19 protein-coding genes, 2 tRNA genes and 2 pseudogenes are annotated in these 23895 nt (G+C 55.2%); 14 read left to right on the top strand and 9 right to left on the bottom strand.

The window, feature by feature from the left end; all coding sequences use genetic code 11:
- Window positions 1–278 precede the first annotated feature (278 nt).
- The gene (locus tag ACO6EE_RS08050; RefSeq protein WP_485960490.1) at window positions 279–1484 is read left to right on the top strand and encodes a hypothetical protein; all 1206 of its coding nucleotides are present in this window, start codon (window positions 279–281) and stop codon (window positions 1482–1484) included.
- A gap of 357 nt (window positions 1485–1841) precedes the next feature.
- On the opposite strand, the gene fumC is transcribed toward ACO6EE_RS08050, so the two are convergent.
- The 3 genes from fumC to ACO6EE_RS08035 all read right to left on the bottom strand — a co-directional run bounded on the left by fumC (window position 1842) and on the right by ACO6EE_RS08035 (window position 3659).
- On the bottom strand, window positions 1842–3236 hold the full coding sequence (gene fumC, locus ACO6EE_RS08045) for a class II fumarate hydratase (RefSeq protein WP_049259087.1): 1395 nt from the start codon (window positions 3234–3236) through the stop codon (window positions 1842–1844).
- A 259-nt stretch (window positions 3237–3495) separates the two neighbouring features.
- Window positions 3496–3572, bottom strand: a tRNA-Asp gene (locus ACO6EE_RS08040).
- An 11-nt stretch (window positions 3573–3583) separates the two neighbouring features.
- A tRNA-Val gene (locus tag ACO6EE_RS08035) sits at window positions 3584–3659 on the bottom strand.
- Window positions 3660–3873: 214 nt separating this feature from the next.
- Between ACO6EE_RS08035 and recJ the strand changes: the two genes are divergently transcribed.
- From recJ to ACO6EE_RS07990, 9 genes are all read left to right on the top strand, one after another.
- Window positions 3874–5571 (top strand): single-stranded-DNA-specific exonuclease RecJ, encoded by a 1698-nt coding sequence (gene recJ, locus ACO6EE_RS08030; protein WP_485960488.1) that lies wholly within the window; start codon window positions 3874–3876, stop codon window positions 5569–5571.
- A 243-nt stretch (window positions 5572–5814) separates the two neighbouring features.
- The gene (gene pilB, locus ACO6EE_RS08025; protein WP_485960486.1) at window positions 5815–7491 is read left to right on the top strand and encodes a type IV-A pilus assembly ATPase PilB; all 1677 of its coding nucleotides are present in this window, start codon (window positions 5815–5817) and stop codon (window positions 7489–7491) included.
- Window positions 7492–7521: 30 nt separating this feature from the next.
- A complete protein-coding gene (locus ACO6EE_RS08020; protein WP_485960485.1) occupies window positions 7522–8757 on the top strand; it encodes a type II secretion system F family protein in 1236 nt (411 codons plus the stop codon).
- An 82-nt stretch (window positions 8758–8839) separates the two neighbouring features.
- Window positions 8840–9697: a prepilin peptidase gene (locus ACO6EE_RS08015; protein ID WP_485960484.1), complete on the top strand. Its 858-nt coding sequence runs from the start codon at window positions 8840–8842 to the stop codon at window positions 9695–9697.
- Window position 9698: 1 nt separating this feature from the next.
- Window positions 9699–10304 (top strand): dephospho-CoA kinase, encoded by a 606-nt coding sequence (coaE, locus tag ACO6EE_RS08010; RefSeq protein WP_485960482.1) that lies wholly within the window; start codon window positions 9699–9701, stop codon window positions 10302–10304.
- A gap of 3 nt (window positions 10305–10307) precedes the next feature.
- Complete coding sequence (gene zapD / locus ACO6EE_RS08005) at window positions 10308–11084, top strand: cell division protein ZapD (RefSeq protein WP_485960481.1); 777 nt, start codon at window positions 10308–10310, stop codon at window positions 11082–11084.
- Window positions 11081–11263 carry a DNA gyrase inhibitor YacG gene (gene yacG, locus ACO6EE_RS08000; protein WP_070630173.1) on the top strand — a complete coding sequence of 61 codons (183 nt, stop codon included), beginning with the start codon at window positions 11081–11083 and terminating at the stop codon, window positions 11261–11263. The genes zapD and yacG overlap by 4 nt, the downstream gene beginning before the upstream one ends.
- Before the next feature lie 169 nt (window positions 11264–11432).
- Window positions 11433–12725 (top strand): 23S rRNA (uracil(1939)-C(5))-methyltransferase RlmD, encoded by a 1293-nt coding sequence (gene rlmD, locus ACO6EE_RS07995; protein WP_485960479.1) that lies wholly within the window; start codon window positions 11433–11435, stop codon window positions 12723–12725.
- A gap of 245 nt (window positions 12726–12970) precedes the next feature.
- A complete protein-coding gene (locus ACO6EE_RS07990) occupies window positions 12971–13765 on the top strand; it encodes a thymidylate synthase (RefSeq protein WP_485960477.1) in 795 nt (264 codons plus the stop codon).
- 64 nt (window positions 13766–13829) lie between these two features.
- Here the strand turns inward: ACO6EE_RS07990 and ACO6EE_RS07985 are convergent, their stop codons facing one another.
- Window positions 13830–14195, bottom strand: a complete 366-nt coding sequence (locus ACO6EE_RS07985) for an avidin-fold protein (protein WP_485960653.1) — start codon at window positions 14193–14195, stop codon at window positions 13830–13832.
- Window positions 14178–15095, bottom strand: a pseudogene (thrB, locus tag ACO6EE_RS07980) (homoserine kinase); the annotation flags it as partial. The pseudogene thrB and the gene ACO6EE_RS07985, both read right to left, overlap by 18 nt.
- Window positions 15096–15469: 374 nt before the next feature.
- On the opposite strand from thrB, the gene adhP reads away from it, so the two are divergent.
- Entirely contained in the window at window positions 15470–16507 is a 1038-nt protein-coding gene (adhP, locus tag ACO6EE_RS07975) for an alcohol dehydrogenase AdhP (RefSeq protein ID WP_080984521.1), read from the top strand.
- 143 nt (window positions 16508–16650) lie between these two features.
- Here adhP and ACO6EE_RS07970 read toward each other — a convergent pair whose 3' ends face one another.
- Entirely contained in the window at window positions 16651–17331 is a 681-nt protein-coding gene (locus ACO6EE_RS07970; protein ID WP_485960476.1) for a DMT family transporter, read from the bottom strand.
- 53 nt (window positions 17332–17384) lie between these two features.
- Between ACO6EE_RS07970 and ACO6EE_RS07965 the strand changes: the two are divergent.
- A pseudogene (locus tag ACO6EE_RS07965) lies at window positions 17385–17708 on the top strand (transposase); the annotation flags it as partial.
- Window positions 17709–17785: 77 nt separating this feature from the next.
- Here the strand turns inward: ACO6EE_RS07965 and pmbA are convergent.
- On the bottom strand, window positions 17786–19114 hold the full coding sequence (gene pmbA / locus ACO6EE_RS07960; protein ID WP_485960474.1) for a metalloprotease PmbA: 1329 nt from the start codon (window positions 19112–19114) through the stop codon (window positions 17786–17788).
- Between the two features lie 118 nt (window positions 19115–19232).
- On the opposite strand from pmbA, the gene zwf reads away from it, so the two are divergent.
- Complete coding sequence (gene zwf, locus ACO6EE_RS07955) at window positions 19233–20681, top strand: glucose-6-phosphate dehydrogenase (RefSeq protein WP_485960472.1); 1449 nt, start codon at window positions 19233–19235, stop codon at window positions 20679–20681.
- 573 nt (window positions 20682–21254) lie between these two features.
- Complete coding sequence (locus tag ACO6EE_RS07950) at window positions 21255–22790, top strand: amino acid permease (RefSeq protein ID WP_485960471.1); 1536 nt, start codon at window positions 21255–21257, stop codon at window positions 22788–22790.
- A gap of 145 nt (window positions 22791–22935) precedes the next feature.
- Here ACO6EE_RS07950 and ACO6EE_RS07945 read toward each other — a convergent pair whose 3' ends face one another.
- Together ACO6EE_RS07945 and ACO6EE_RS07940 are read right to left on the bottom strand one after the other, a co-directional pair.
- Entirely contained in the window at window positions 22936–23757 is an 822-nt protein-coding gene (locus ACO6EE_RS07945; RefSeq protein WP_485960469.1) for a tetratricopeptide repeat protein, read from the bottom strand.
- Window positions 23702–23895: hypothetical protein (locus tag ACO6EE_RS07940; protein WP_485960467.1), on the bottom strand; the 194-nt coding region annotated here is incomplete at its 5' end. The genes ACO6EE_RS07945 and ACO6EE_RS07940, both read right to left, overlap by 56 nt.

Raw genomic sequence — 23895 nt, 5'->3', positions numbered from 1 at the left:
ACCTGAAAGAGAAGCTTCAAGCTAAGCCAAACGATGCAAAGCAGCGTTGCTGAGAAACCAAACTTTCAGGTAGCCTTTGATGCATTAGCCAAAATACACATACCCGAGCAAATTAGTTGGAAAATTTAACGCAATTAGGCATAATGCCGCAAAATTTTGCATATAACGGATGAACACTCTTCTGCTACAGCGTTAGCACGCCTTGTAGCGAAAGCGCAGTCCTTCGTTATCAGCCTTTTAGCAAAATTTCTTTCTCCTCCAACAAAAGGAAACAACCCATGAAAAAACTCGCTCTGCTGCCAATTTTGGCCGCCCTCTCCCTACCCGCTTTTGCTGCCGACAGTTATCTCACCGGCCAAGCATCCAGCCACACCGAAACCATCAAAAATGAAGACCCTGCCGCACAGCAGCTGTTTCAGCGCAGCATCCGCCTCGAAGAAGGCCAAAGCAACACCACCACACTGGATGTGAAAGCCGGTCAGGTATACACCGTGTTTGCCGACTGCTCCGTAAACTGCTCTAACATCAAATTCAGCGTTACCCAAGGCCGCACCACCCTATTCCGTAAAAACCGCGGCGACGGCTCCCGCTTCACCTGGCAAGCCGAGCGCGATGGCCGCGTGGAACTCAACACCGAAATGGCTGAATGCTCACGCAACCGCTGCCGCTCCATGCTGCAAGTATTTAGCGGCGGCAAAGTAGGCAACAGCGACAACACAGGCCCGTCCTTGGCAGCCTTACAAAAAATCATCCGAGAAGAACAACAAGGTATCGATAAAAATGTCCGCGAACTGCCCCTGATTAGCGGCCAGCTCGCCGACAGCCAAAACCGCAGCGTGGACGTTGAGCTCACTGCCGGCAAATACTACAACGTATTCGGCCGCTGTGACCAAGCCTGCGAAGACTTCGACCTCACCCTCAGAGCCAACGGCAAAACCATCGCCTCCGACACCGATGGCGACGGCGAACCCCTGCTGAACTTCAAAGCAGAGCAAGGCGGCCGCCACCAGCTCAACATCAGCATGGAAGACTGCGACAACGACACCTGCGCCTACTCCGTGCAAGTGTTTGAAAGCAGCACCGACACCGATCCCTCCCTGCTGCGCGCGCAACGAAGCAATGTGGAGATCGTAGAAAGCCACGACCCGGCCGCCCGCGTATTCCTCCTGCGCCAGCAACGCCTTGCCGCCGGCCAGAGCCACACCGAGCAAGTTAACCTCACCGCCGGCAAAGCCTACACCTTCTACGGCGACTGCGACGACAACTGCTCCGATATCGACCTTACCGTACGCCTCAATGGCCGCGTGGTAAAACAAGACGTATTGGGCGACAGCGTGCCCCTGTTCAGCTACCGCCCCGCCCGCAGCGGCCGCTACAGCGTTACCCTGCCTATGAAAGCATGCTCAACCGCCACCTGCGCCGCCAGCATCCACATCTTTGAAGGCACCAAAATGGTGTACGACAACAACGGCCGCCGCCTTTAACAAACTAAGCCGTTAGTAATCACAAGCAAAGGCTACCTGAAAGCGCAACGCAGCGAAGTTTCTGCGAAGCCAAGCTTTCAGGTAGCCTTTTAGATTGCACTCAACAGTTACCCTCGGGCACCCATAGTTAAAGCACTTATTGCTTCATACCGAGCAGCGAGCCGCCGTAGTATGGCAAAGCTTGCCGATACAGTATGCAGAAATAAGCGCTTTAACTATGGCCATACCGATACAAATATCATCAACAGGCTACCTGAAAATCCAAACAAACACTTTTCAGGTAGCCTTCCTGCCGTGCAAACAGCAAACAAAATAAAGCGCATACTGTTTCCAATATGCGCTTCTTCCTTACCAGACTTATTTCAAACTGCCTACCATATCGGCAGGACGTACCCAGTCGTCAAACTGTTCGGCGGTCAAGAGACCGGATTTCACGGCTTCTTCACGCAGGGTGGTGCCGTTTTTGTGAGCGGCTTTGGCGATTTTGGCAGCGTTTTCGTAGCCGATTTTGGTGTTCAGCGCGGTAACCAGCATCAGGGAGTTGTCGAGCTGCTGTTTGATGCGCGGCAGGTTGGGCTCAATGCCGGCTGCGCAGTGTTCGTCAAACGAGATGCAGGCATCAGCCAAGAGCTGCGCAGATTGCAGGAAGTTGGCAGCCATCACAGGCTTGAACACGTTGAGCTGGAACTGGCCCTGCGTGCCGGAGAAGGAAATGGCGGTATCGTTACCCAACACTTGGGCGCACACCATGGTGAGGGCTTCACATTGGGTGGGGTTAACTTTGCCGGGCATGATGGAGGAGCCGGGCTCATTCTCGGGAATCAGAATTTCACCGATACCGGAGCGCGGACCGGAAGCCAACAAGCGAATATCGTTGGCGATTTTATACAGCGACACAGCCAACTGTTTCAATGCGCCGTGGGTTTCCACAATGGCATCATGCGTGGCCAATGCTTCGAATTTGTTCGGTGCGGTAACGAAAGGCAGACCGGTGAATTTGGCGATATAGGAGGCTACCTGAACATCGTAGCCTTTGGGCGTGTTCAAGCCGGTGCCCACAGCGGTGCCACCTAAAGCGAGCTCGGCCAGATGCGGCAGGGTGTTCTCCAAGGCGCGAATGCCGTAGGCAAGCTGGGCGGCATAGGCGGAAAACTCTTGGCCAAGGGTGAGCGGCGTAGCATCCATCAGATGAGTACGGCCGATTTTCACCACATCGGCAAATGCCTCGGCTTTGGCAGCCAAGGTTTTTTGCAGTCGTTTAACGGCGGGCAGGGTGTGCTGCACTACTTTTTGGTAAGCAGCAATGTGCATGGCGGTGGGATAGGTGTCGTTGGAAGACTGGGATTTGTTTACGTCGTCATTGGGGTGGATAACACTTTTCTCACCCAGTTTGCCGCCGTTCAACACGTGGGCGCGGTTGGAAATGACTTCGTTCAAATTCATGTTGGATTGGGTGCCGGAGCCGGTTTGCCAAATCACCAGCGGAAACTCTTCATCCAGCTTGTGCGCCAAAATTTCGTCGCAGGCGGCGGCAATCAGGTCGCGCTTCTCAGCAGGCAAGACACCCAAGTCGGCATTGGCAAAAGCGGCTGCTTTTTTCAAATAGGCAAAGGCTTCAATAATTTCATGCGGCATAGAAGCAGCCGGGCCGATTTTGAAGTTGTTGCGTGAGCGCTCGGTTTGTGCGCCCCAATACCGGTTGGCCGGCACCTTTACTTCCCCCATGGTATCTTTTTCAATGCGAAATTCCATCATGCAACTCCTGAAGTTTGTTAAATGTCTAAGTTAAAACCAACTGGCTATAGCTGCTTCCAATAGCAGCGTAACCAAGCGGGCAGCCTTTGCATCATATTAATTTGAAAATACTATATAAAAAGTAGTCCAACCTATTATCGGCCACGGCGAATATACCATAAAACCAAGCAGTTTTTCACGGCGGCAATATACGGAATATTACAATCAGAAATGCTAAAACCCCTCTGCCTTTCAGCAGAGGGGTTTAAATTATAAATGGCGCGGTGGACGGGACTCGAACCCGCGACCACCGGCGTGACAGGCCGGTACTCTAACCAACTGAGCTACCACCGCGCGCAAAAAAATGGTGGGTGATGACGGAGTCGAACCGCCGACATTCTGCTTGTAAGGCAGACGCTCTACCAACTGAGCTAATCACCCATGTTTCGTGCACAGCACTAGAAGATGCGAATTAAACCAAACTCTCCACATCATTGCAAGCATTATCTTGCAAAAAACTTACGTTAAAATATCAACACTCTGTTATAAAAGTGAAAAAACTTTTATAAATTTCTCTCTCAAACCGTCAGAAATCTCTCAGCATGCGCAGTTTGCGCTATAATAAATAGTTTACTTTACTACTCGCCATGGCTTTATGAACGCCGTTATCCGTACCCGACAAGCCAACCCCGAAGCCGAACAAGCCCTTCTGGCCGCAGGCACTCCGCCCTTGTTGGCACGTTTGTTTGCAGCCCGCAATGTCCGCTCCCCCGCCGAACTACATAACCATTTAGCCAGCTTGCTGCCCTATCAATCGCTGAAAAATATTGATGCCGCCGCCGAACGGTTGGCTCACGCCATCCGGGAGCAAGAGCGAATTTTAATTGTGGCTGACTACGATGCCGACGGCGCCACAGCCTGTGCGGTGGGCATTTTAGGCTTGCGCCGCATGGGTGCACGAGTGGAGTTTTTAGTACCAGACCGTTTTAAACACGGCTACGGCCTCACCCCGCAATTGGCCGAGTTGGCTGTCGAACGAGGCACTCAACTGCTGTTAACCGTAGATAACGGTATTTCCAGCACTACCGGTGTAGCCCGTGCCCAAGCATTGGGCATGGACGTGATCATTACCGACCACCACTTGCCGGGCGACACGCTACCTGAATGCATCATCGTTAACCCCAATCAACCAGGATGCACGTTTGCCAGCAAGAATCTGGCCGGCGTAGGCGTAATCTTCTATGTATTAACTGCCCTGCGCGCCCTGCTGCGCACCCAACAATGGTTCAACCCGCAAAGGCTACCTGAACCCAATTTGGCTGAGCTTTTAGACTTGGTGGCACTGGGCACTGTGGCCGATGTGGTGACATTGGATTACAACAATCGAATCTTGGTTAGCCAAGGGCTAAAACGAATGCAGATTGGCAAAACCCGTCCTGGTATTCGGGCTCTTTTTCAGGTGGCCAAGCGTGATATGCGGCAGGCCAAACCGTTTGACTTGGGCTTTGCCATCGACCCGCGCATCAACGCTGCCGGCCGCTTAGAAAACATGGAAATTGGTATTGCCTGCCTGCTGGCCGAAGACCTGGCCACCGCCACCGAACTAGCCGAACAGCTAAACGAACTGAACCGTGCGCGGCAGGAAATCGAACAAAACATGCTGCAGGAAGCCCTTGCCCTGGCCGATCAAATTATCGTTGGCAACAGCCTGAGCATTACTGCTTTTCATCCCAATTGGCATCAAGGCGTGGTTGGCATCGTGGCCGGTCGGCTCAAAGATCGCTTCCACCGTCCCACCATCGTATTCGCCCCCACAGGCAATGGTGAACTGCGCGGCTCCGGCCGTTCTATTCCCTCATTGCATCTGCGCGATGCCATCGACTTAGTGGCCAAACGCCATCCCGAGCTAATTCTAAAATTCGGTGGCCACGCCATGGCAGCCGGCCTCAGCATCCGTGAGCAGGATTTCCCACACTTCCAGCAGGCTTTTGAAAGTGTACTAACCGAACTGCTGGATCAAGACGCACTCACCCGAACCTTCCTCACCGACGGCAGCCTGACCCCGGAAGAAATTTCCCTGCACACTGCCGAAACACTATCCAACCAGGTATGGGGGCAAGGTTTTCAGCAGCCATGTTTCCACAACCAATTTGAAGTATTGTGGCAACGGGTAGTAGGTAACGGTCACAAAAAAGCCGGCCTAAACTGCGATGGACACACTGTGGAAGCCCTGTTCTTCCGCTGTACCGAAGAGCTCCCGGCCAAAATCCACACGGTATACCGCCCCATTGCCAACCAATGGCGCAACCAATATGAATTGCAACTGCACATCGACCACTGGGAAGCAGGCTAATCATTCCACACAGCCAAAATTCTTATCTATATCTCTTTCACACACCACCATATCCAGCTAGCCACAGGAAATAACTACTTTTCCCATAAACGATGCATTCTTACCATGATTTAACTTATAATCACATCTTAACTATAATAGTGTAAAAGCATTCTTACCAAATGCGGGCTTTACGGGCGACATCCTAAAAGCAAATATCCGCCCGAAATTTTAAAATCCGTTCTACTTTACTCAGGCAAATATATGAGCATCGGACTATTGCGCATCCTGTTTCAAAACAAACTGATTGAGCAGGATCAGGTTGAAAAATACCGAGAAAAAGTTAATCAAAACAAAAATATCATTCCCATGCTAGCTGAGGCTGGCATTATCAAGCAGGCAGATTTGGCACTGCTTCTAGCCAAGCTGTTCCACTATCCGATTTTGGATTTGTCCCTCTACTCCCGCAGTATGATGGTGCCGGACGTGCTCAATGACAGCCAGATGACCGAGCACCGCTGTATCCCCTTATTCAAGCGTGGGCAAAAACTGTTTTTAGGTGTCTCAGACCCTACTTTGTTGCAAACATACCAAAAACTTGTTTTCCCCAGCGGCCTGATTGTCGACCTGATTTTGGTAAACGATGAACAACTAGACCGCCTACTGGAGTTCGCCAGCCAAACATCTACGGCTATTTTGGATGAGATCTCTGCTGACACAACCGGTCTGACCGCACCAGCAGCGCTTAAAATAGATGATGATGAAGAAGACGGTCCAATTGCCAAATTCATCTACAAAGTGCTGTCTGATGCCCTCAACACCGGTGCATCCGATATTCATTTCGAATTCTACGAAGAAATGGCGCGTATCCGTTTCCGTACCGATGGCCAGCTGCGCGAAGTGGTACAACCTCCACTAAATATTCGTGGACAAATTGCCTCACGTATCAAGGTGATGTCCAAAATGGATATTTCCGAAAAGCGCGTTCCGCAAGACGGCCGTATCCAGCTTCAGTTCAATAAAAACCAAAAACCCATCGACTTCCGTGTGAATACGTTGCCCACACTGTTCGGCGAAAAAATTGTAATGCGTATTTTGAACTCGGATGCCGCCACGCTGAATATCAACCAACTGGGTTTCGAACCTTTCCAAAAAGAATTGCTGTTGGAAGCCATCCACCGTCCGTACGGCATGGTGCTGGTAACTGGTCCGACCGGTTCGGGTAAAACCGTGTCGCTGTATACCTGCCTCAACATTTTGAATACCGATAGCGTAAACATCTCCACCGCCGAAGACCCAGCTGAGATTAACTTGCCCGGTATCAATCAGGTAAACGTAAACGATAAACAGGGCATGACATTTGCTGCAGCATTGAAAGCATTCCTGCGTCAAGACCCGGATATCATCATGGTGGGTGAGATTCGCGACTTGGAAACTGCCGATATCGCCATTAAAGCTGCGCAAACCGGTCACATGGTGTTCTCTACCCTACACACAAATAATGCTCCAGCCACGCTATCCCGTATGTTGAACATGGGGGTAGCACCGTTCAATATCGCCAGCTCGGTTAATCTGATTATGGCTCAGCGTTTGGTGCGTCGACTGTGCACCTGCAAACAACCGATCGAGCGTCCGCCAGCCGAGGCTTTGCTGAAAGTCGGCTTCACCGAAGAAGACTTAGCCAAGGACGACTGGCAGCTATACCGTCAGGTGGGTTGCGACCGTTGCAAAGGCAAAGGTTTCAAAGGCCGAGCCGGTGTATATGAAATCATGCCGGTTACTGATGCTATGCAGAAAATCATCATCAATAACGGCACCGAGGTGGATATTGCCGAGCAAGCCTATGCCGACGGGCTGGTGGACTTACGCCGAGCCGGCATTTTGAAAGCAATGCAAGGCATTACTACCTTAGAAGAAATTCTTGCCACCACTAACGACTAGTGAAGTCCGTTCATTTAAAAGGGAATCATCATGGCTACAAACAAACGAAACCAATCCAATAAAAAAGTGGCGGGAGTGAGCTACGAATTTGAAGGCCGGCACATGGAGTCCGAGCAAATCGTCCGTGGCGAAGTAGTCGCCAAAGACGAACAGGATGCCCGTGCCAAACTTGCCCGCCGCCGCGTTAAGGTTATCAGCCTACATAAAAAGAAAAAAGTTCGTGAAAAGAAAATTACCCAGGGCGACATTACTGTATTCACCCGCCAGTTGGCCACCATGATGAAAGCTGGCCTACCAGTCATGCAGGCATTTGATATTGTAGCAAAAGGCCACTCTAATGCCGCCATGACCAAGCTCTTAATGGAAGTACGTAACGACATCGAGCAAGGTACATCCATGGCCAATGCCTTCCGCAAACACCCCAAATATTTTGATGCCTTTTATTGCAACTTGGTGGATGCGGGTGAGGCAGGTGGTGTACTAGAAAGCTTGCTTGACAAACTGGCTGTGTATAAAGAGAAAACCCTTGCCATCAAGAAAAAAATTAAAAGTGCATTAACCTATCCGATTGCCGTAGTAGTGGTAGCTATCGTATTGGTTATGATCATGATGATGTTCGTATTGCCCGAATTCAAAAAAGTATATGACGGTATGAATGCCCCTATGCCGGCACTAACTCAATTCATGATGGGTATTTCCGATTTCATGGTAGCTTGGGGCTGGTTAGTTATTATCATCATGATTGCCGCTGTTGCCGGATTTATTCAGTGGCATAAACGCTCCCCTGACTTGCAAAAACGGGTTGATGGCATGCTGCTCAAAATGCCTATCTTCGGTAATATTGTAGAAAAAGGTACAATTGCTCGCTGGGCTCGTACCACCGCTACCTTGTTTACTGCCGGCGTTCCGTTGGTAGAGGCACTAGATTCTGTAGGTGGTGCTTCCGGCAACATCATTTACGAAGAAGCCACTAGAAGCATTAGAAATCAAGTTAATCAAGGTACTTCGTTAACTACCGCCATGAGCTCAACCGACCTATTCCCCAATATGGTCTTGCAAATGACCTCAATTGGTGAAGAATCTGGTGCACTGGATGATATGCTCAATAAAGCTGCCGAGTTCTATGAAGAAGAAGTAGACAATGCCGTAGCCACACTATCTTCTCTGATGGAACCGATTATTATGGTGGTATTAGGTAGTATCATCGGTGTGATTCTGGTTGCCATGTATCTGCCCTTGTTCAACTTGGGTAACGTGGTTGGCTAACCTATCCATATCCATTAACCATCCATCTTATCTTTCAGGTAGCCTGCCACAGGCTACCTGAAAACATACCTACACCACGCCTATGACCAATCTTGATCCCGAAATCTACATCCCCTTCGCCATCCTGCTCGGCCTGCTGGTGGGCAGCTTTCTCAACGTAGTTATCTACCGCCTGCCGGTCATGCTCGAGAAACAATGGCGCATCGCGGCCAAACAGCATCTCGAACTGCCGCTGGACGAAGAAGACCAAAAACAGTTCAACATCAGCACCCCGCCCTCGCGCTGCCCCAAATGCGGCAGCCCGGTAAAACCGTGGCAGAACATCCCCATCATCAGCTACCTGCTGCTGCGTGGTCGATGCCATAGCTGCCGCACCCCCATCGGCTGGCGTTACCCCGCCGTCGAGCTGCTCACCGGCATCCTTTTTGGCATCGTCGCCTGGCGCTACGGCTACACTTGGCTCACCCTTGGCGGCCTCGTGTTCACCGCCGTGCTGGTTGCCCTCACCTTTATCGATGCCGACACCCAGCTCTTGCCCGACCAGCTCACCCTGCCCCTGATTTGGCTCGGCCTGCTGTTCAACTGGCAAGTCGGCTTCGTCAGCTTGCCATCAGCACTGCTCGGCGCCGTGGTTGGCTATTTGAGCCTTTGGCTGCTGTTCCACCTGTTCAAACTCATCACCGGCAAGGAGGGCATGGGCTATGGCGACTTCAAACTGCTCGCCGCACTGGGTGCCTGGCTCGGCGTTAGTACCCTACCCGTTATTGTTTTCGTGGCCGCCTTGGTCGGTCTCGTTGCTGCCCTGATAATGCGTGCCGCCAAAGGCCAGCCCATTGCCTTCGGCCCCGCGCTCGCCATTGCCGGCTGGCTGGTTTTCGCTGCCAACAGCTATATCCTACAAGGCATCCAATGGTGGCTGCACAAATCCGGATTCATCTGATATGACCGCCTGGGTCGGCCTCACCGGCGGCATCGGCAGCGGCAAATCCACCGCTGCCCGCCTGTTTGCCCAACACGGCGTGCCGCTGATTGATGCCGATGCCGTCTCCCGCGTCCTCACCGCAAACGACGGAGCTGCCCTCCCTGCCATCCGTGCTGCCTTCGGTGAGGCCGTATTCGATTTTTCAGGTAGCCTCAAGCGCGATGCTCTGCGCCAACTCGTTTTCCAATCCCCCGAAGCTAAAGCCAAGCTTGAAAGCATCCTCCACCCGCTGATCCTCACCGAAATTCGCGCGCGCCAACAGCAATACCCCCAAGCCACCTACGGCATCATCGAAATCCCCCTGCTTGCCGAGCAACCTGTTTTTCAAAGCATTCTCCAGCGTATTCTCGTTATCGATTGCAGCGAAGAAACACAAATCCGCCGCACCATTGAACGCAGCGGCCTTACCCGTGATATGATTAACGGCATTCTCGCCGCCCAGGCCAGCCGCCAACAGCGCCGCAGCATTGCCGACGACCTCATCAGCAACGAAGCCGGCCTACCCGAGCTTGCCGCCGCCGTGGAGCGGCAACACCTTATTTACCAACAATTATTCGGTAGTTGAACCATGTCCGCCATCATCACCTTCGAACACCCCCTGTCCGAACGCATCCGCAACTTCCTGCGCCTCGAGCACCTCTTTTCCCGCTTCAACGCCACCGTCAGCCACCCAGAGCCTTGGGCACACCACGCCGCCCTCGGCACCCTGTTCGAAATCATGGATTGCGCCTCCCGCGCCGAACTCAAGCTCGACATCCTGCAAGAGCTCGAACGTCAACGCCAGCAGATTTCCCAGGCCGAACGCGAGCAATACGACTCCACCCCCGAGCAAGACGACCTCTATCAAGCCACCCAAAATCTGCAAGAAGTACAGCAAAAATTCGGCCAACACCTGCGTGAAAACGAATGGCTCATGGGCGTAAAGCAGCGCATGCTCGTATCCGGCGGCACCAGCCCCTTCGACCTCCCCTCTTATCACTACTGGCTGCAACTACCCTTTGAGCAGCGCGTGGCCGACCTCGGCTGCTGGATTCGCTCCCTCACCCCCACCGGCGACGCCATCTCCCTGCTGCTGCGCATCCTGCGCCGCAACAGCATCCGCCTCGAATGCCTCGCCCGCCAAGGCAACTATCAAAACACCAAGCTCGGCAACAACATCCACATGCTCACCGTAGATGTGGCCCAATCCCATCACACCCTGCCCGAGATTTCCGCCAACAAATACTTCACCCACATCCGCTTCACCCAAGCCACCCAAGACAGTCCGCGCGGAAAACAGATCGACACCGACATCCCCTTCCAGCTCAAAATGTGCAGCTTCGACCCCATCACCGACAAACCATGACCCAGCCCACCGTACCCTGCCCTACCTGCCAGAAGCCCGTACCCTGGAACGAAAACAGCCCCTACCGCCCCTTCTGCAGCCAACGCTGCAAAATGATCGACCTGGGCACCTGGGCCGACGAAAGCTACCGCATTCCCAGCCAGGAAGAGGCTCCGCCCCAAATTGGCGACCATGAATAATCAACAGAGGCTACCTGAAACCCCAATCCCGCTTTCAGGTAGTCTCAATCTATAATGGATTAACAAAAATCAGGACAAGGCGGCGAGCCGCAGACAGTACACATAGTACGGCAAGGCGAGACAACGCTGTACTGGTTTTTGTTAATTCACTATATCCACACCCCACACCATGAACACCGCCACCATCCACAGCATCGACCACGAAGGCCGCGGCGTAGCCCGCATCCACGGCAAAACCACCTTCATCACCGGCGCCCTGCCCCAAGAAACCGTTGCCTACCAAATCACCCGCAGCAAAAAACACCTCGACGAAGCCCAAGCCACCCGCATCCTCACCCCCTCCCCCTACCGCACCACCCCCGCCTGTCCCCACTACAGCCAATGCGGCGGCTGTACCCTCCAACACGTCCACAGCAACGTTCAGGTAGCCTACAAACAACGCATCCTCGAAGACCAACTCCAACGCCTCGGCAAAGTCCGCCCCCAATACCTCCTGCCCCCCATCTACGGACAAGCCTGGGGCTACCGCCACCGCGCCCGCCTCAGCGCCCACCACAGCCAAGGCCGCACCATCCTCGGCTTCCAAAGCCGCAGCAGCCACCGCATTGTCGACATCCGACAATGCCCCATCCTCGCCCCCCGGCTTGCCAGCCAACTGGGCAACACCCGCGCCCTGCTGCAGCAGCTAAACCGCCTGCACACCCCCATCCGCACCATCGAACTGCACCACAGCCCCGCCGCCAACAGCCTTACCCTACACATCGAACACCTTCCCAAAGCCGCCCGCGTCCACCTCATCCAACACGCCCAAAGCCTGCCCGCCAACTGGCACATCTGGCTGCAAACCCCACACCAGCCCGCCCAACCCCTCCTGCCAGACAGCCCCCAACTCAGCTACAGCCTGCCCGAATACGCCCTCACCCTACCCTACCGCCCCGGCGACTTCACCCAAGTCAACCCCGCCGCCAACGCCCTGCTCGTTGCCCGCGCCATACAGCTGCTGCAACCACAACCCGGCGAACGCATCGCCGACCTTTTCTGCGGCCTCGGCAACTTCAGCCTCCCCATTGCCGCCGCCGGCGCACAAGTGATCGGCATCGAAGGCTCGCCCGCGCTCACCGAGCGTGCCGGCCAAAACGCCCGCCTCAACCACCTCGACGAACGCGCCCAGTTCCAAAGCGCCGACCTCTTCCAAACCACCGAACACACCGTTGCCGGCTGGGGCTATTTCGATAAAATCCTGCTTGACCCGCCCCGAAGCGGCGCCTATGCCCTGGTCCAAGCCCTGCACGCCCCCTATCTCCCCCGCCGCATCGTGTACGTCTCCTGCAACCCCGCCACCTTCGCCCGCGATGCCGCCGTACTCGTGAGCAAAGGCTACCGCTTCCGAAACGCCGGCATCGTCAACATGTTCCCCCAAACCGCCCACGTCGAAACAGTCGGCTGCTTCGACTTGGAATAGCCTCCGTACCCGCTATAGCAGACTAAAATGCGCATAAAGCAAGGCGGCGAGCCAACGCACCAGCATTCTGATCATTCCCATAAAAAGGCTACCTGAAACTTTAACTGCGCAGAAACCTCAATGCGCCACGTTTTAGCCACGCAGAAACTTCGCTGCGCTACGTTTTCAGGTAGCCTTTCCCTTTCCTCCCCACACCCTCAAACGTGTACAATACACCCCATTTCGACACCCAACCCAATCACACCATGCAACCCTACCTCCACCTCATGCAGCACATCCTCAGCCACGGCACCGACAAATCCGACCGCACCGGCACCGGCACCCGTTCCATATTCGGCCACCAAATGCGCTTCGATCTCGCCCAAGGCTTTCCCCTGCTCACCACCAAAAAGCTCCACCTGCGCTCCATCATCCACGAGCTGCTCTGGTTTCTCAAAGGCGACACCAACATCCGCTACCTGAAAGAAAACAACGTCTCCATCTGGGACGAATGGGCCGACGAAAACGGCGACCTCGGCCCCGTATACGGCTACCAATGGCGCTCCTGGCCCGCCCCCGACGGCCGGCATATCGACCAAATCGCCAACGTTGTCGAGCAAATCAAACGCAATCCCGACAGCCGCCGCCTCATCGTATCCGCCTGGAACCCCGCCCTTGTCGACGAAATGGCGCTGCCCCCGTGCCATGCCCTGTTTCAATTTTACGTGGCCGAAGGCCGCCTCTCCTGCCAGCTCTACCAGCGCAGCGCCGACGTCTTCCTCGGCGTGCCCTTCAACATCGCCAGCTATGCCCTGCTCACCATGATGACGGCGCAAGTGTGCGGCCTCGCGCCCGGCGAGTTCATCCACACCTTCGGCGATGCCCACCTCTACAGCAACCACTTCGAGCAAGCCCGCCTCCAGCTCACCCGCGAGCCGCGAGCCCTGCCGCAAATGCAGCTCAACCAAGAAGTGAGAAACCTGTTCGATTTCCGCTTTGAAGACTTCGAACTGCAGAACTACGACCCGTACCCGCACATCAAAGCGCCAGTGGCGATATAGTATTAGCAGCAATCAAAAAGGCTACCTGAAAATTTTCAGGTAGCCTTTCCCTATCCCTTCCGACTTACGATGCACACTCCTCCCACACCGCTTCGCCGTCTTCGCCGAACAAATGCAGGCGCAGGCGGCTATCGGGCAGGGTTTCGATTCGCAGGCGGCCGCTGCTGCTGTGGGCTGCTCCGGCGCGGGTGAGGTGTTGGCGGGTGTAGGCGATGCTGCTGCGGTCGGTGTAGCGGCCGAGCAGGAAACCTTTGCGGATGCCGCCGCCTTGGTATTCCGCCCACACGGTGTCGCCGTCTTGGCGGAAGCGGCAGCGTTCGGGCGTTTCGCCTGCATGGCCTGCTTCGGCGGGTTGGAACGCTTTGCCGTCGAGGTTGAACGGGGCTTGGTCGGCAGCGGCGGGGGCGGGGCTTTGGCGGAAATAGAGCAGCAGGTCGCGGAAAACGTCGGGGTCTTTCACGAAGGTCATTTCGCCGCCCTGCGGAAAATGGTAGTCGAGCAGGCGGGACACCCAGAAACGGATACAGCCGGCGCGGTGGGCGATGGGCAGGTAGGCCTGTTCGGCGGGAGTGAGGGGGCGCACGCTTTGATAGCCGCGCATAAAGGCTTGCTGCAACTGCGGGTCGATACGGTTGTCGGCCAGGCGCGCCCAGTCATTTACGGCGATGGCGAGGTCGTACATGAAGCTGCCGTTGCAGGCGTAGTAGAAATCGATGAAGCCGGCTACCTGAATGCCGTCGAGCAACACGTTGTCTTTGAACAGGTCGGCATGGATGATGCCGTGGGGCAGGTGGCTGTCGGGGTGGGCGGCGAGAAAGGCGATTTCGTCTTGCAGCAGTGCGGCATCTTCGCTGCTCAGGCAAGGCAGCAGGCGGCGGCTTTCGGCTTCCCACCAGGCGGCATGGCGCGGGTTGGGCATGCTTTGGCCGAAACTCTGCCCGGCAATGTGCATCTTGGCGAGCATGGCGCCGGTGTGGAAGCATTGGGCGACTTCGGGCACGGCGGTGTCGCGGCCGTTGAGGAAGGTGGCGAGGCAGGCGGGTTTGCCGGCAAGCGTACTGTCGAAGCGCCCGTCGCGGCGGGGAATGGGCGCAGGGCAGGCCACGCCGTTGCGGCTGAGGTGCTGGCTCAGATCCATGAAAAAGGGCAGCTCTTCGCGGGTGAGCACTTCAAAGATGGTGAGCACATAGCGGCCGCGGTCGGTGTCGAGGAAGTAGTTGCTGTTGGTCACGCCTTGGGCAATGCCTTGCAGCGACACGAAGCTCCCTAAATCGTAGTCTTCTAAAAACTGGCGGATTTCTTGATCGGAAACGCTGGTGTAAACAGACATGGCGGGCATCGCGGCAAAGTGGTTGAGGAATGGGCATTCTAGCAAATGAAACAGCAGGCAGGCTACCTGAAAGCGCAAGCTTCGCCATCCGTCAAAAACCGTATGCTTCGGCAAAAATAATATCGCAATAATTGCTAGCCGCCAGCCGTAAAACAAGCGAAACCCGGCGCTGCCAAACTACGCCATCCACCCTGCCCACGCTGCTTTCAGGTAGCCTCTGTTTAAGCAAGCCAATCTAAGTGAGAGTTATAATGTAATATTATTTAAATCAATAAGTTATTTTGCCTTTAAGCCTTGACTACCAGCTTGAAAAAAGTGCACACTCACGATTGAGTAGTCCCCCTAATCAACTAATTAGCACAAGGATCATAGCCATGAAAATGAAAGCAGCAGTTGTTACCCCCCAATGCGACGGTAACGTAGAAATCGTTGAGCGCGACATCCCTGCCGTGGGCGCGGGCGAAGCGCTGGTGGAAGTGGAATACTGCGGCGTGTGCCACACCGACTTGCACGTGGCTGCCGGCGACTACGGTAAAAAACCCGGCCGCGTGCTCGGCCACGAAGGCATCGGCATCGTGAAGCAGATTGCCCCCGATGTAACCACCCTGAAAGTGGGCGACCGCGTGAGCATTGCCTGGCTGTTTGCCAGCTGCGGCCACTGCGAATACTGCATCACCGGCCGCGAAACCTTCTGCCGCAGCGTGCTGAACGCCGGCTACACTGCCGACGGCGGCATGGCCACCCACTGCGTGGTGAAAGCCGATTATGCGGTGAAAGTGCCGGAAGGCCTCGATCCCGCCCAGGCCAGTAGCATCACCTGCGCCGGCGTAACCACCTATAAAGCCATCAAAGTGGCCGGCGCTGCGCCCGGTCAGTGGATTGCCATCTACGGCGCCGGCGGTTTGGGCAACCTGGCCGTGCAATACGCCAAGAAAGTATTCGGCGCACACGTGATCGCCGTGGACATCAACGACGACAAACTGGCACTGGCCAAAGAATCCGGCGCTGATTTGATCGTGAATCCGGCCAAAGAAGACGCCGCTAAGTTCATTCAAGAGAAAACCGGCGGCGCACACTCTGCCGTGGTAACTGCCGTTTCCCGCGCTGCATTCAATTCCGCCGTGGATTGCGTGCGCGCTTGCGGCCGCGTGGTAGCTGTTGGCCTGCCGCCCGAAACCATGGATTTGTCGATTCCGCGCCTAGTGCTGGACGGCATCGAAGTGGTCGGCTCTCTGGTGGGCACACGCAAAGACTTGGAAGAAGCCTTCCAATTCGGCGCCGAAGGCATCGTGGTGCCCGTGGTGCAGCTGCGCCAACTGGACGAAGCCAACACCATTTTCCAAGAAATGCGCGACGGCAAAATCCAAGGCCGTATGGTTATCGACATGAAAGCTTGCGGTTGCCATCACTAAGCCTTAGGCTGTAAACAAACAGGCCGCTCCTAATCGGAGCGGCCTGTTTTGCGGATGAGGCTACCTGAAACCTTGGAGCTTGCTGTGCTGCGTTTAAACTTCGTTGTCGCACACGTTTTCAGGTAGCCTTTTCCTTGGCCTATTTATTCCACATAGTGCACCCCTTGCGCCGCTTCCCTACGCCTCAACCACTTCGGCACAAACACCGCCGCCAAAGTAGCCGCCACCACCAGCACAATCCCCAACCACGACAGCGCCGAAATCTGCCCGCCCAAAATCAGCACCGCCAGCCACGCCCCGAAAATCGGCCCCAGTGCCGACAAAATGCCTGAAAAGTTTGCCGATACTGTTTTCATCCCGATATTCCACAAATTGTAGGCCAGCCAGCTGCAGCACACCCCCAAATACACCAGCCCCAGCGTGCCGCGCCAATTCCAATCGATATGCAGGCTGTCGGCCAGCGTCAAACTGGCCGGCAGGCACAGCAGCGGCGCTACCGCCATCGTTATCGAAGTAAACGCCTGCACACCCACCTTTTCAATCATCTTCTGCGAAGGGCGCAATACCGCAAAAAATACCGTATTGCCCAGCATCACCAGCGTGCAGCCCCAAAGGCTGATTTCCCCGCTGCTCTTGCCGCCCGCAATCAGCAGCGCCACCCCGGCAAACGCCGCCACCCCGCACAGCCACACAAACCAATGCGCCCGGTCGCGGAAAAAGAAGTGGCCGATAAACACCGTTAAAATCGGGCTCAAACCGATAATCGTGGTGGCGCTGGCTGCCGACGTATATTTCACCCCCACAAACTCCGGTATCATCACCATCACATAATTCAAAAGGGGCTGTACTAGATTAGCAGTTATGCTAGGCTACGAAAATGCAGATAACCAATTGTAAATTAGGCAAGAGAGTTCAAAAGAAACTACTTGAATTTTTTGTGCTCCAAGTTACCGCCCGTTCCGCTGCCGATATTTTGGGTATCCATCCCAATTCGGCAGCACTGTTCTACCGTAAAATCCGCACGGTTATCAACTATCACTTGGCCTTGGCTGCCGATGAGGTTTTTGAGGGCTCTGTCGAGTTGGACGAAAGCTATTTCGGCGGACGGCGTAAAGGCAGACGTGGTCGCGGTGCGGCAGGAAAAGTGGTTGTCTTCGGCATTCTGAAACGCAACGGACGGGTCTATACCGTTGTGGTGGATACTCACGCCCGCGGCCTTGGAAGATCGGGTTTTGTATTTTCAGGTAGCCTCTTTCACCGCATCCGGCACACGCCCGCTCAATGCCCAGCTACGGTCATCTGTTCGAGCAGCAGGGAGCCGGTTTTGTGGGCGCTGCGTTTGAGGGCGTCGTTGGCGGCGCCGGCGATGTTGGGCAGCATGTCTTGCAGGCGGCTGGCGATGGTGATTTCCTGCACGGGATAGGCGATTTGGCCGTTTTCCACCCAGAAGCCGGCAGCGCCGCGCGAGTAGTCGCCGGTGAGGGTGTTGACGCCTTGGCCCATGAGCTCGGTAACGAGCAGGCCGCTGCCCATTTCGCGCAGGAGCTCGGCCTGGCTTTGGTGGGTGTGGCTGAGGATGAGGTTGTGGGCGCCGCCGGCGTTGGCGGTGGTGGGCAGGTCGAGTTTGCGGGCGCTGTAGCTGCTGAGGAAGTAGCCTTGGATGATGCCGTTTTCAATCACGAAGCGGGGGCGGGTAGCGACACCTTCGGCATCGAAGGCGGTGCTGGCCAGCGCTTTGGGCAGGTGCGGCTCTTCGCGCAGGCTGAGGGCGGCGGGGAGAATTTGGCGGCCGATGCTGTCTTGCAGGAAGCTGGTTTGGCGGTAGAGCGCGCCGCCGCTGAGTGCGCCGGCGAGGTGGCCGATAAGGCTACCTGAAACGGTGGCATCGAACAGCACGGGGTAGCTGCCGGTGGGCAGGCTTTTGGCACCGAGGCGCTGCACGGCGCGGCGGGCGGCGGTTTGGCCGATGTGTTCGGGCGAGTCCAAATCGGCGCTGCTGCGGGCGAGATCGTACCAATAATCGCGCTGCATGCCGCTGCCGCTGCCGGCTACCACGCTGCAAGACAGGCTGTGGCGGCTGCTGCGTTGGTGTTGCATAAAGCCGTGGCTGTTGCCGTACACATATTGATAATGGCCGGTTTGGATGTGGGCGCCTTCGGAATTGGTGATGCGGGAATCGGCGGCGCGGGCGGCGGCTTCGCTGCGGCGGGCGAGCTCGGCGGCTTCGGCGGTGCTCAGCGGCCATTCGTGGTAGCTTTGCAAATCGGGAAATTCGGTAGCCATCAGGGAGGCTTCGGCCAGGCCGGCGCAGGGGTCTTCGGCGGTGTAGCGGGCAATATCGAGCGCGGCGCGCACGGTATCGGCAATGGCGGCTGGGGAGAAATCGGCGGTGCTGGCGCGGCCTTTGCGACGGCCCACATACACGGTGAGGTCGAGCGATTTGTCTTGCTGGTATTCGATGTGCTCGATTTCCTGCAGCCGCACCTGCACGGATTGGCCGATGGATTCGCTCACATCGGCTTCGGCCGCGGTGGCGCCGCCGGCTTTGGCCAGCTCGATGGCTTGGGCGCAAACATCGCGCAGGGTTTGCTCGCTGTGGTTAAACATGGTGGTGTGCCCGTATCAAATGAAAACGCCGTATTGTACCTGAGCCGATGCTAAATTTTCAGGTAGCCTGACGGCGGGGCTATAATGCGCCTGTTTTTTCTTAACGGCCTATCCAACCATGCCCACTCCTTTCGATATAGTCTTCTTCGGCGGCACCGGCGACCTCGTGATGCGCAAGCTGCTGCCCGCCCTCTATCAAGCCCACGCCGCCGGCACGCTGCACCCGGGCGGCCGCATTATCGGCCTCGGCCGCCGCGATTTAGGGCGGGAAGGCTACCTGAAAAAAGTAGAGAAATCTGCCCGGCCGCATATTCCCAACCTCGAAGCTGAAACGTGGCACACCTTCTGCCAACGCATCAACTATCTGCCCGTAGACGCCGAAAACGCCGAACAATTCCACCACCTCGCCGCCCTGCTCGGCGCCGAAGCCGGGCAAAACAGCCGCGTCCTGGTGATTTACCTTTCTACCGCGCCGCACTATTTCATGCCCATCTGCCGCCATCTGGCCGCCGCCGGGCTGAACCGCCCCGCAACCCGCATCGTGCTGGAAAAACCGCTCGGCCACGACCTGGCCTCCGCGCAAAGCATCAACACCGCCGTGGCCGCCTTCTTCCGCGAAGAGCAGATCTACCGCATCGATCATTATCTAGGCAAAGAGCCCGTGCAAAACCTGCTCGCCCTGCGCTTTGCCAACCGCCTGTTCGAGCCATTGTGGTGTGCCGCCCAAATCCGCGCCGTGGAAATCACCATTGCCGAAGAGCTCGGCGTGGAAAAACGCGGCGAGTTCTACGACCAAACCGGCGCCCTGCGCGATATGCTGCAAAACCACCTGTTGCAGCTTTTGTGTTTCACCGCCATGGAGCCACCGCTCTCACTCGGCGACAGCGACGTGCGCAACGCCAAGCTCAACGTCTTGCGCGCACTCAAGCCCTTCAACGCCTACAGCGTGCGCGCCGACGTGGTGCGCGGCCAATACACCGCCGGCCAAATCCGGGGCGAAAACGTGTGCGGCTACCGCGAAGAAGCCAATGTATCCCCGCAAAGCCTTACCGAAACCTTCATCGCCCTGCGCGCCGAAATCGACAACCCGCGCTGGCGCGGCGTGCCGTTCCTACTGCGCAGCGGCAAACGCATGGCCGGGCGGCTGGCCGAAATCGTGCTCCATTTCTGGCCGGAGGCCCATCCCGTATTCGGCTGCGGCGGCTCGCCCAACCGCATCAGCGTGCGTCTGCAGCCGCAGGAATCCGTGAAGCTGTTCCTGCAAATGAAAGCCCCCGGCACCAGCCTGTGCGTGCACGAAGCCGCACTGGATTTGGACTTGCTCAAAATCTTCCCCGAACGTCGTGCCGACGCTTATGAGCGCCTGCTGCTCGACGCGATAGACGGCAAACTCGCCCTCTTCATGCGCAGCGACGAACTCGAAGCCGCCTGGCACTGGCTCCAACCCGTGCTCGACGACTGGGCGACACGCCAGCCCGAGCCTCAGTCCTACTCCGCCGGCAGCCATGCTCCCGAAGCCGCCATCGAAATGGCTGCCGCCTGCGGCGTGGATTGGCGTAATCGCTAGAGCCAAAGGCTACCTGAAAACGAAATATCGAAAATAGACAGTTTTCAGGTAGCCTAAATGTGGAAATCAACAGCGTTGTTTACACTTTCGGCTTTTGCTTGAAGACCTGGTTGAGCATCTATCCGGCATCGTCAAGAATGTCGATAGACACGGGAAAACCGCTCTGTTCTTGATAATGACGGATATCTGCCTAAGAATCATTCAAGCAAAAACAAAAGCTATCCGCCGTAGAAAAAGTGTAAGCAACGCGACGATTTCCTACACCTTGTGGATGTGGTGTTTATGACACGTTATTGCAGCCAAGTTCGACAGATCAAAAATTTCACGGAAAGCTTTGTATTAAGCCATTTTCAGACAAATTGGAATATCTTATTTAGAGCAGTGTTTCTATTAAAAAAAACGTATCTTTTGCTCATTTGATTTAACTGCTGGTTTTAGTGGTTTTACCAGGTGGCGATTATGCCTATAATGCACCAAAAATTAAGGTTGAGATCTTCGCAAATTCTACAGTTTTGCTAAGGTTTCCGTTTCGGTTTGGTTGCCGCCAGGCAGCCTGGTTGGGAGAAATAGAGCATGAGTACACCGAATCCAAACCCTTCAACCGCGGCCACTCCTGCTGCCACGCAGGCCAACAAAAACAAAATCCGCCGCAACCTGAAAACCCGTCATCTCTCGATGATCGCCATCGGTGGCAGCATCGGCACCGGCCTGTTTATGGCCAGCGGCAGCGCCATCCATATGGCGGGCCCGGGCGGCGCATTGGTGGCTTATGCCGCCATCGGCCTGATGGTGTATTTCCTGATGACTTCCTTGGGCGAAATGGCGACCCATCTGCCGGTGTCCGGCTCGTTTTCCACTTATGCCGCCAAGTTTGTTGATCCCTCGTTGGGTTATGCTTTGGGCTGGAATTATTGGTTTAGCTGGGTCATCACCGTAGCAGTAGACATTTCTATTTCAGCCTTGGTAATCACGTATTGGGAACCGATGCGCTTTATGCCGCCTTGGGGCTGGAGCCTGCTGTTTTTCGGGTTGATTGTGCTGCTGAATTTATTATCAGTAGAAGCTTTCGGCGAATCGGAATATTGGTTTTCGCTGGTTAAGGTGATTACGGTTGTCGTCTTCCTCGGGGTGGGCATGCTGACGATTTTCGGTATTCTTGGTGGCGACTATGTGGGGGTGACCAACTTTACCGTGGGCGACGCGCCGTTTTTGGGCGATGGTTTTTCAGGTAGCTTCTTAACCATGCTGGGCGTGTTCCTGATTGCCGGTTTCTCGTTTCAGGGCACCGAGCTGATCGGCATCACTGCCGGTGAATCGGAAAACCCGAAAGAGAGCATCCCGAAAGCCGTGAAGCAGGTGTTTTGGCGTATCCTGATTTTCTACATTCTGGCTATTTTGGTGATCGGCCTGCTGATTCCCTATACCAGCCCGGAGTTGTTGGGCGCGGAAAGCGTGGAAGAAATTGCCAAATCGCCGTTTACACTAGTATTTGAACGCGCCGGCTTGGCCATGGCGGCAGCGGTGATGAATGCGGTCATCCTCACTTCTATTCTCTCTGCCGGCAATTCAGGCATGTATGCTTCGGCTCGTATGCTGTATGCCATGGGCAAAAGCGGTATGGCGTTTAAAGGTTTTCGCAAGGTAAACCGTTTCGGCGTGCCGATGCGGGCGGTGTTGGCCACCGCGGTGGTGGTGATGGCGCTGTTTCTCATCGAGATTTTTAACGACGGCGCGTATCAGTATATTGTGGCGGCCTCCGGCCTCACTGGCTTCATTGCCTGGTTGGGCATCGCCATCAGCCACTACCGTTTCCGCCGCGCCTATATCGCCCAAGGCTTCGAGTTGAAAGACTTGGATTACCGTGCCAAATGGTTCCCCTTCGGTCCGCTGATTGCGCTGGTGCTGTGTGTGTTGGTGATTTTGGGTCAGGATACTCAGCTGGTGATGCATGGCGACGTGGATTGGGAACGAATTGTAGTAACCTATATGGGCCTGCCCGTGTTCTTCGGTTTCTACCTCTATCACAAACTGCGCTATCGCACTCGGCTGATTCCGCTGGAAGAAGTGGATTTGGGTGATGAAGAAGACGAGGATGAGGAAGACGAATAGTTCCCTGCTTAGAGACGGAAGGCTACCTGAAAATATTTTTCAGGTAGCCTTTAACGTTTCATCAGCAAGCAACACAGCAAGGCAAGCCAAGATAGCAGGAAGAAATAGTTGCTTTAACTCTAACAGATTGCCTCAGCTAAATCTTTCACTCCCCACCAGCACGAATATCTTGCAAGATCCGCCTTGCTTCATCATCTCCTTGGGTCACAGCTTTTTCAAACCATCCAATAGCTACCGCACGGTTAGGCAACACACCCTCCACTCCCCGATAATAAATCTTGCCTAACATCACTTGTGCATCTTGGTTCCCCTGTGCCGCCGCTTGCTCGAACCAGCGCATGGCTGTATGGATATCCGACCGCACACCCAATCCTTCGAGGTACATTCTGCCGAGATTAAACGCCCCTGCACTTTCACCCTGCGCCTCCGCCCGCTCAAACCATTGTTTGGCCAGTGCATAATTTTGAGGCTTCCCCACTCCCTCCAAATACATCAAACCTAAACTATTTTGTGACACCGGATAACCTCGTAGTGCCGCCTGTTCATCCAGCTCTACCGAACGCCGATCATCCCGCTCTCCCCCCAACCCATGCCGGTACATACCTGCCAGAAACATCATAGCTGGCGGCATCCCGCGCATGACAGCCTTTTCAAACCACTGCCTAGCCCGAACATAATCCGGCCTGCCAGATTCAGGCTGGTAATACATTAACCCCAAATGATATGGTGCAACTATATGCCCCTGCGATGATGCTGCCTCATACCATTTCCGCGCCAACGCAGCATTCCGCTCCACACCCAACCCATGCTCATAAGCCATACCCAAAGTAAATTGGGCATTCATATCGCTTCGCTCAGCCTGTTGCTGCAACATAACCACGCCCGAGTTTCCGCTTGCTGTTGAAACCTCCTCACTTATCCATCCATCCGCCCAAGCAAAACCATTTACTACCAATAACGCCAACATACAAATTACCTTCTTCATTATGCCTCCTTAAAATGTAATGCACACGATCTCTGCACAGCCCACAAATCAGCACCTCTAATTTTTCGGCATAAGTAACAAAAAAGGTGCTAAAGCCCCCCACGCAAGCCTTATCCTGCA

The sequence above is a fragment of the Eikenella sp. genome, assembly GCF_057315495.1.
The sequence above is the reverse complement of the archived record's forward strand: the minus strand, read 5'-3'. Positions and strand labels throughout refer to the sequence as shown.